This window comes from Amycolatopsis sp. SID8362 (assembly GCF_010550475.1).
Lineage (GTDB): Bacteria > Actinomycetota > Actinomycetes > Mycobacteriales > Pseudonocardiaceae > Amycolatopsis > Amycolatopsis eburnea.
In genome coordinates this window covers 1-6,911 of sequence record NZ_JAAGNB010001325.1, presented here as the reverse complement: position 1 = coordinate 6,911, position 6,911 = coordinate 1, and the positions used below count along the sequence as shown (strand labels likewise).

Annotated in this window: 8 protein-coding genes; 2 read left to right on the top strand and 6 right to left on the bottom strand. The window is 71.1% G+C overall.

Annotated elements, in window-relative coordinates:
- The 6 genes from G3I65_RS40930 to G3I65_RS40905 form a co-directional block, all read right to left on the bottom strand.
- Positions 1-318: MmgE/PrpD family protein (locus G3I65_RS40930; RefSeq protein WP_309235956.1), on the bottom strand; the 318-nt coding region annotated here is incomplete at its 3' end.
- The gene (locus G3I65_RS40925) at positions 315-1,016 is read right to left on the bottom strand and encodes an ABC transporter ATP-binding protein (protein ID WP_160700843.1); all 702 of its coding nucleotides are present in this window, start codon (positions 1,014-1,016) and stop codon (positions 315-317) included. The genes G3I65_RS40925 and G3I65_RS40930, both read right to left, overlap by 4 nt.
- Positions 1,003-1,737 (bottom strand): ABC transporter ATP-binding protein, encoded by a 735-nt coding sequence (locus G3I65_RS40920; protein WP_166641208.1) that lies wholly within the window; start codon positions 1,735-1,737, stop codon positions 1,003-1,005. Before G3I65_RS40920 ends, G3I65_RS40925 begins: the two co-directional genes overlap by 14 nt.
- Entirely contained in the window at positions 1,734-2,783 is a 1,050-nt protein-coding gene (locus G3I65_RS40915; protein ID WP_160700841.1) for a branched-chain amino acid ABC transporter permease, read from the bottom strand. Before G3I65_RS40915 ends, G3I65_RS40920 begins: the two co-directional genes overlap by 4 nt.
- Positions 2,780-3,793, bottom strand: coding sequence for a branched-chain amino acid ABC transporter permease (locus G3I65_RS40910; protein WP_166641207.1), 1,014 nt, complete (start codon positions 3,791-3,793; stop codon positions 2,780-2,782). Before G3I65_RS40910 ends, G3I65_RS40915 begins: the two co-directional genes overlap by 4 nt.
- On the bottom strand, positions 3,790-5,034 hold the full coding sequence (locus G3I65_RS40905) for an ABC transporter substrate-binding protein (protein WP_160700839.1): 1,245 nt from the start codon (positions 5,032-5,034) through the stop codon (positions 3,790-3,792). The genes G3I65_RS40910 and G3I65_RS40905 overlap by 4 nt, the downstream gene beginning before the upstream one ends.
- A 246-nt stretch (positions 5,035-5,280) precedes the next feature.
- On the opposite strand from G3I65_RS40905, the gene G3I65_RS40900 reads away from it, so the two are divergent.
- Both G3I65_RS40900 and G3I65_RS40895 read left to right on the top strand, forming a co-directional pair.
- Positions 5,281-6,468, top strand: coding sequence for a CaiB/BaiF CoA-transferase family protein (locus G3I65_RS40900; protein WP_160700838.1), 1,188 nt, complete (start codon positions 5,281-5,283; stop codon positions 6,466-6,468).
- The coding region (locus G3I65_RS40895; RefSeq protein ID WP_309235953.1) for an aldolase/citrate lyase family protein at positions 6,465-6,911 on the top strand (447 nt) is incomplete at its 3' end. The genes G3I65_RS40900 and G3I65_RS40895, both read left to right, overlap by 4 nt.

Below are 6,911 nucleotides of genomic sequence, written 5' to 3'. Positions count from 1 at the left end.
GGCCGGGTGCCCCTTGGCGTACTTGTGGCCCTCGTCCAGCTCCAGCGAGACCAGGGCGACGCCGTTGAGCCAGGCCGCCGCGTCGGTGCTCACCAGCCGGCCGCCGCCGATCAGCGGGGCCGGTCCCGCGGGCGCGCGCCAGGCGTCCACCAAGGCCCGCTGCTCCGGCAGTGAAGCACCCAATGCGGTGACGCCGACGATGTCGAGCAGAACGAGGGACAGCCGGTCGAGCACCGCGGCCGGCACGCTCGCGACGTCCAGTTCGGCCACCCAGGCTCCCAGCGCCGCGGTGGCGGAAGCGGCTTGTTCGGTCTTCACAGTCCCAGGTACGCCTTCCTGACGCGCTGGTCACCGGCCAGTTCGGCGCCGGTGCCCTGCAGCACCGTCGACCCGCTTTCCAGTACGTACGCCCGGTCGGCGATGGCAAGCGCCTGCTTCGCGTTCTGCTCGACCAGCAGCACCGCCACCCCGCTGTCCCGGATGCGCTGGACCGCCTCCAGCACCGTCCAGGTCAGTTTCGGCGAAAGCCCGGTGGACGGCTCGTCGAGCATCAGCAGCCGCGGCCCGGCCATCAGCGCCCGGCCGATCGCGAGCATCTGCTGCTGCCCGCCGCTGAACGTCTGGGCGACCTGCGTCCGGCGCTCGGCCAGGACCGGGAACAGGTCGTAGACCTCCTTCAGCGACGTCGCGACCTGGGCGGGGGTGCGGGTCCACGCGCCCATCCGCAGGTTCTCCTCGACGGTGAGCGTCCCGAACAGCGCCCGGTCCTCGGGCACGTGCACCAGGCCGTCGCGCACCAGCTGGTCGGGACGGCGGCCGGCGGTCGGCGCGCCATCCAGGGTGACGCGGCCCGACAGCGGCTTGAGCTGCCCGCAGATGCTGCGCAGCGTCGTCGTCTTGCCCGCGCCGTTGGCCCCGACGAGCGCGACGATCTCGCCGGCGTCGAGGCGCAGGTCGACGTCGTGCAGGATCCGCATCCGCCCGTACCCGGCGCACACCTTCTCAAGCGTCAGCATGGGTGGGCTCCTCACCGAGGTAGGCGTCGATGACGCGCGGGTCGCCGGTGACCTCCGCGGGCGAGCCGACGGCGAGCACGCGGCCCTGGTCGAGCACGAGGACGCGGTCGGCCAGCCGCATCACGGCGGCCATGATGTGCTCGATGAACACCAGCGTGACGCCTTCCTGCTCGCGCAGGGCGGCGAGCAGGTCGAGCACCGGCTCGCGTTCGGCCGGGACGAGCCCGGCCAGCACCTCGTCGAGCAGCAGCACCTTCGGCCGGGTCGCCAGCGCCCTCGCCAGCTCGAGCCGTTTGAGCCCGGCGGTCGGCAGGTCGGTGGCGTTGCGGTGCGCCCACGGCCCGAGCCCGACCCGGTCGACGACGTCGAGGGCGTGCTCCCGCAGCTTCTTCGCGCTCAGCCGGTGGTGCTGGGCGGCGAGGCTGACGTTCTGCGCGACCGTCATGCTCGCGAACGGCCGCATCAGCTGGAACGTGCGAACCATCCCGGCTCGCGCGATCCGGTCGGGGGCGCGGCCGGTGACGTCGTCGCCCGCCAGCCGCACCCGGCCGGTGTCCGGGGTCAGCGCGCCCGAAATGACGTTGAAGAGGGTCGTCTTGCCCGCGCCGTTCGGCCCGATGACGCCGAGGATCTCGCCCTCGCCCACGGTCAGGTCCACATCGGACAGTGCGTGCACGCCGCGGAACGCCTTGCCGACGCCGCTCACCTCGACGATGCTCATCGACGCCACCTCGCTGCGAGAGTTCCGACGATCCCCTTGGGCAGCAACCGCACGATCAGGATCACCAGCACCGCGTACAGCACGACGTCCAGCCCGCTGCGGCCTTGCAGGAAGCCCAGGAACTCCGGCGGGGTGCGCAGGAGCGTCGCGGTGACGTCGGTGAGCGAGCCGATGATGATCGCGCCGACCACCGGGCCCCAGACCGTGCCGATGCCGCCGATGACGACGGGCACGATCGCCTGGATCGAGATGGCCGAGCCGAACCCGAGATCGGGGTTCACGAACAGGTAGTACTGCGTGTAGAAGGCACCGGCCACGGCGGTGATCGCCGCGGACAGCGCGACCGTGAGCAGCTTGTGCCGCAGCACCGGGGCGCCCAGGGACGCGGCCGCCAGCTCGTCGTCGCGGATCGCGGTGACGTACCGGCCGGCGCGCGAGTGCAGGAAGACGATGCTGATCGCGACCGCCGCCCCGGCCAGGACGAGCGCCACCCAGAAGTACGCGGGCGAGTCGGCCGGGAACTGGATCAGCCACAGCGACGAGTCCTGGATCAGCGGCACGCTGAAGCCGACGGCCTTGTTCGCGAACGCGCTGCTCGTGACGATCAGCCTCAGCATCTCCGCGAACGCGAAGGTGGCCAGTGCGAAGTACGCGCCCTGAAGCTTGTAGCGGAAGGAGAAGTAACCGATGACCACGGCGACCGCGGCGGCCACCGCCATCCCGGCCAGCATCCCGATCCACGGCGACACGTTGTGCTTCACCAGCAGGTACGCGCTCGTGTAGGCACCGAGGCCGAAGTACGCGGCGTGGCCGAAGCTGAACATCCCGCCGAAGCCGCTCATGATGTTCCAGCCGACGGCCATCAGCAGGAAGATCAGGATCCGGACGGCGACCGCGCCCTGCGCGGCGGGGAGGATCAGCGGCAGCGGGATCGCGACCAGCACGAGCACCGCGAGGATCGCCAGCTGCTTGTTCTGCGGCCGCAGCGGCGGCGCCTTGACGGCCGCCGCGGAACCGGCGGGCGCCTCGATGGTGATGGCACTCATGCGCGCCTCCCGAACAGGCCCTGCGGACGGAGGAACAGCACGAGCAGGAACACCACGAACACGCCCAGCAGGGAGCTTTGGCCGCCCAGGTAGATCGTCGTGAGCTGCTCGACCAGGCCGATCAGCAGGCCGCCGACGAGCGCGCCGACGACGTTGCCCATCCCGCCGAGCACCACGACCACGAACGCCGTGATGTTGAACTGCTCCCCCAGTGTCGGGGTCACCGTGACCAGCGGGCCGGCGAGCACCGCCGCCGCGCCCGCGCACGCCGTGCCGATGGCGAAGGTCAGCGTGTGCATCCGGCGGACGTTGATGCCGACCAGCGCCGCGCCGGGCGCGTTCGCGGCCACCGCGCGGATCGCCGTGCCCAGCCGGGTGCGCCGCAGCAGCCAGTACAGCAGGCCGCCGAGCACGATCGCGCCGAGGAACGCGTACAGCCGCGAACCCGCGACGACCGCGCCCAGCAACGGGAACTGGAAGTCGCCGGGCAGGTCGATGGTCTTGGGCTCGGCGCCGAAGAACATCAGCAGGCCGTTCTCCAGCAGCAGCGACAGGCCGAGCGTGATGAGCAGCTGGTTCTCCAGCGACCCGCCGCCCGCGCCCGACAGCAGTCCGCGATGGACGGCCGCACCGAGCAGGAACAACACGGGCACCGCGACGACGAGCGTCAGGTACGGGTGCAGCCCGGTCGCCTGGATCACCCCGAACGACAGGAACATCGCGACCGTGAGGAACGCGCCGTGGGCGAAGTTGACGATGTCGAGCACGCCGAAGATCAGCGTCAGGCCCATCGCGATCAGGCCGTAGAGGCCGCCGGTCAGGACGCCGGTGACCACCGACTGCCAGACCACCAGCCCGCTGCCGGACTGCAGCAGCGCGACCACGATCGCCACGACCAAGACGGCGGCGACGATGCCGGCGCGGCCGAGGAAACCCTTGTCCGCCTTGGCCTTCTTGTCGGGTGGTGCGGTTTCGGGGACGACGGGCGCCCCGGTGTCGAGTTCGGTCATGGACGCCACGCCACCCTGTAGTCGGGCCGGGATTCGGCTTTTTCGGGGGGATAGACCTGCTGCACTCGCCCGTCCAGGACCTGCATCAGGACGGGGAAGGCGTTGCTGTTGTCGCCGTTCGGCGCGAACCGGATCGGCCCGCGGCCCACGGTCAGCGGTGCGACCTGGGACGCGGCGATCGCGTCCCGCACCTTCCGCGGGTCGGTGCTCGCGGCCTGCTCGACGCCGTGCGCGATCACCTGGACCGCGTCGTAGGAGAGGACCGCGCCGGTGCGCATCGGGTCGCCGTAGAGCTTCTGATACTTCTCGCGCAGCGCGACGGTTTCGGGGTTCGTCGCGTCGTAGTGGTAGTTGGTGCTGAAGTAGAGGTTGCCGAGCGCGGCCGCGTCGGCGACGAACTTCGGCTGGTCGTAGGCGCCGTTCGAGACGCCCCACACCGCGCTGAGGTCCGGCTTCACCGACGCGATCGCCTTGGCCGCCAGCAGGCTGTCGCGGTAGTACCCGGCCACCGCCAGCACGTCCGCGCCCGAGGCCTTGACCTGCGTGACCTGTGCGGTGAGGTCGCTGACGGTCGCGGCGTCGTAGCTGATGTTCGGGCCGACCTCGATGCCGAGCTGCTTGGCCGCGGCGGTGAAGGCGTCGGCCGCGCCGCTGCCGAAGTCGCTCTGCTCGTGCAGGAACGCCACCTTGCGGACCGGCTTGCCCGCCTGCTCCGACACGGCCTTGAGGTACTGCGCGGCGGCCGACGCGATCGCCTTGCTGCCGGGCTGCACCCGGAAGGAGTACTGGTAGCCGTGGGAGAAGATCGCGTCGGACGCGGTCACGTCCATCACGAACGGGACCCGGTTGCGTTCGGCCACGACGGCGACGTTGGTGCTCACCGCGCTCTGGTACGTCCCGACCAGGCTGACCGCGCCGGCCGAGATGAGCCGCTGGGCCTCGCTCTGCCCGATGTCGGCCTTGCCTTGCGTGTCCCCCGTGACCAGCTCGACCTTGCGGCCGCCGAGCGACTTGATGCCGCCGGCCGCGTTGATCGCGTCCACCGCCAGCTGCGCTCCACGGCGCATCTGCAGGCCGTCGACCGCGTTCGAGCCGCTGACCGGGTGCAGGGCGCCGATCTTGACCGGGCCTTCGTCCCGCCCCGCGGCGGCTCCCCCGGCCCCCATCGGAGCCGATCCCCCGCACCCGGTCACGAGCAGGGCCACCGCCCCGAGCCCCGCGACGAGCATTCGTGCGGACATGTCACCTCTTCCCCTTCGGCAGGGCTGTCGTTCCGCTTAGCGAAACGGCAGGTTTGTTGCCGGTCATCGTGACACCCGCCCCAACGTCAGGTCAACATCTGCGCACAACTTGACGGATGAGCGTGATCAGTGCGAACTTGGAAAACACCGAACGACGTCGCTACGAAACTCGACGTTCACAAGTGTTCCTCTCGGCGAAACGGTGGTCCGCCCCGGCTCGCTGGACGAGAAAGGCAGGTACGCCCCATGACGGGCGCTTTGTCCGGGATCCGGGTGCTCGACACCGCCACCCTGTTCGCCGGCCCGCTCGCCGCGACGCTGCTGGGCGACTTCGGCGCCGAGGTGATCAAGATCGAGCACCCGAACGGCGACCCCGTCCGCAGCCACGGCGCGCACCGCGACGGCGTCGGCCTCTGGTGGAAGATGCTCGGCCGCGGCAAGAAGGCGATCACCCTCTACCTCGGCTCCCCCGAGGGCCAGGAGATCTTCAAGAAGCTGGTGGCCGACGCCGACGTCGTCGTCGAGAACTTCCGCCCCGGCACGCTGGAGCGCTGGGGTCTCGGCTACGACGAACTCAGCAAGATCAACCCGGGCCTGGTGCTCACGCGCGTGACCGGGTTCGGGCAGATCGGCCCGTACGCCAAGCGGCCCGGTTTCGGGACGCTCGCCGAGGCGATGAGCGGGTTCGCGGCGATCACCGGCGAGCCGGACGGCCCGCCGACGCTGCCGCCGTTCGGCCTCGCCGACGGGATCGCCGCACTGACCACCGCCTACGCCGTGATGACCGCTTTGCGGGCCCGCGAGCAGACCGGCCGTGGGCAGGTCGTCGACCTCGCCATCATCGAGCCGATCCTGACGCTGCTCGGCCCGCAGATCATCGCCTACGACCAGCTCGGCACGCTGCAGCCCCGCACCGGCAACCGGTCCACGAACAACGCGCCGCGCAACACCTACCGCACCCGCGACGGCAGCTGGGTCGCCATCTCCACCAGCGCCCAGTCCATCGCCGAACGCGTGATGCGGCTGGTCGGGCGCCCCGAGCTGATCGACGAGCCGTGGTTCGCCAGCGGCGCCGAGCGCGCGCAGCACGCCGACCTGCTCGACGACGCCGTCGGCTCGTGGATCGCCGACCGCGACCGCGACGAGGTCGTCAAGGCGTTCGAGGAGGCCCAGGCGGCGGTCGCGCCGATCTACACCGCCGCCGACGTCATGACCGACCCGCAGTTCGCGGCGCTGGGCACCATCGCCACCGTCGACGACGAGGAACTCGGGCCGGTGAAGATGCAGAACGTGCTGTTCCGGCTGTCCGAGACGCCCGGCGGGATCACCTCCGCCGGGGCGCCGCTCGGCGCGCACACCGCCGAAGTCCTCGGCGGTCTCGGCCTCGGCGAGCCGGAACTGGCCGCGCTGCGGGAAAAAGGCGTGATCAAGTGATCCCGCGCAGCTGGCTCTACGTCCCCGGCGACCGGCCGGACCGGATCACGAAGGCACTGAACGGCCCGGCGGACGCGGTCATCATCGACCTCGAGGACGCCGTCGCCGCGGCCGCGAAGAACGAAGCGCGGCGGAACGCACTGTCCGCTTTGGACGGTGGCGCGACCGCCTACGTCCGGATCAACGCGCCGGGCACCCCGGCCGGGGAAGCCGACATCAAGGCAGTGCGCGGGGCCGCGGGCGTCCGCGTGCCGAAGTGCGAGGACCCGGGCGAGGTGCGCCGGGTCGCCGACGCGCTCGGCGTGCCCGTGTACCCGGTGCTGGAATCCGCGCTGGGCGTGGAAAACGCCCTGGACATCGCCACCGCGCACCCGCTCGTCGCGGGAATTTCGCTCGGTGAAGCCGATCTCGCCGCGGACCTGCGCGTCGCCGGCGGGGACGCG